This is a genomic window from Microcoleus sp. OTE_8_concoct_300, assembly GCF_031383065.1.
In the GTDB taxonomy this organism is placed as follows: Bacteria; Cyanobacteriota; Cyanobacteriia; order Cyanobacteriales; family Microcoleaceae; genus Microcoleus.
On record NZ_JANMZH010000551.1, the window covers coordinates 1 to 1480 of the forward strand.

The following is a 1480-nucleotide window of genomic DNA, read 5'->3' on the forward strand; positions in this document are numbered from 1 at the left end:
AGAAGCCTGTCCGCGCATTCGTTCGCCTCGCATCTCGCTACTCAGAACTAGAAAACCGAGGCGCCGAGATTTTTATCGGCGACTTGAAACAAGACAAAGATATTAAAAAAGCCTGCCAAGGAGTGCAATACATCATCAGCACCCACGGCACCGGCGGCGACGTTCAAGCAGTACACTACCGCGCTAACATAGAATTGATCGACTGCGCCAAAGAAGCCGGAGTGCAGCACTTTGTCTTTCTTTCGGTACTGGGAGTCGATCGGGGATACGAAGATTCCGCAGTATTCAAAGCCAAGCGAGAAGTAGAAAAATACCTGCAAAACAGCGGCTTGAATTATACAATCTTGCGGCCTGCCGGTTTTGCTTCCAGCTTGTTACCGCTAGCAGAAAGATTTCGAGAAACCGGACTTTACCTGCTGATTGGCGACGGCAAAAACCGCACCTCTGTTGTCAGTACCGACGACCTAGCAAAGATTGCCGCCAACTCGCCAACAGTCGAAGGTGCCCGCAACCAAATTCTGCGAGTCGGTGGTCCGGATGTGCTGACAAGAGACGACATTCCCCGGATTTTTGCACGCTTATTCAATCGCGAACCGATCGTAATCAACCCGCCCCTGGTTGTGTTTGACGGTTTGAGAAATGCCTTGGGTTTATTGAATCGTCAAGCTCAAAAAGACTTAGGAACTTTGCGGGTATTGCTGGGTAACGAGTATTTCTGCACTCCCGAACAAGTGCAAAACTTGGAATCAATCTACGGCATAAGAATGGAATCCCTAGAAAGCTTTCTGCGGCGCAATTTGAGCGTTTAAAGTGCTAGTAATTCTCGTTACCAGGCTCTGCCTGGTAATGAATATCCGGAGGCTCAGCCTCCAAATTGTTGTCTCATTTTAATGGAGGCAGAGCCTCCCGATATGCGTCCCCAGGCAGAGCCTGGGAACGAGCAACAGAGCCTTCCTATATGCATCCCCAGGCTCTTCCTGGAAGCAAATCTAGCGCCAAATCGCAACTGGAAACCATTTAAGCAGAAATAGGTACCGGTTGAGCACCAATATAGCTCGTAACGGCGATCGGCGGAGAAGTCGGTTTAGCAACCAAATAACCTTGAACAAAAGTTGCTCCCCGTTGTCGCACCCACTCAAACTCCTCCAAAGTTTCCACACCTTCAGCAACAGTTTTAATCTCTAGTTTACAGGCAATTTCTAACATTTTTTCAGTAATTAGTGCCTTATAATAATCTTGCTGGACATTCCGAATCAATTGCATATCCAACTTAATAAAATCTGGACGCAGTTGGTGCATCAAATTTAAATTAGAAGAACCGCTGCCAAAATCATCCAGGGCAATTAAAAATCCCGCTTCTCGGTAAAACCTCAGAATCTTAATCAAGTGATCCATATCAGGAGGGTGCTGAGATTCCCCTACTTCAAAAACAATATTGCTGTGAGGAATTCCCGATTCATCAATAGCCTGTACTGTCCTT

The 1480-nt window shown here is 47.0% G+C and carries 2 protein-coding genes; one reads left to right on the plus strand and one right to left on the minus strand.

Features of this window, described 5'->3' with window-relative positions:
• A partial coding sequence (locus ACUVJL_RS25340) for an SDR family oxidoreductase (protein ID WP_445248362.1) occupies positions 1-809 on the plus strand: 809 nt, incomplete at its 5' end.
• A gap of 208 nt (positions 810-1017) precedes the next feature.
• Here ACUVJL_RS25340 and ACUVJL_RS25345 read toward each other — a convergent pair.
• On the minus strand, positions 1018-1480 hold a 463-nt coding region (locus ACUVJL_RS25345), incomplete at its 5' end, for an EAL domain-containing protein (RefSeq protein WP_445248358.1).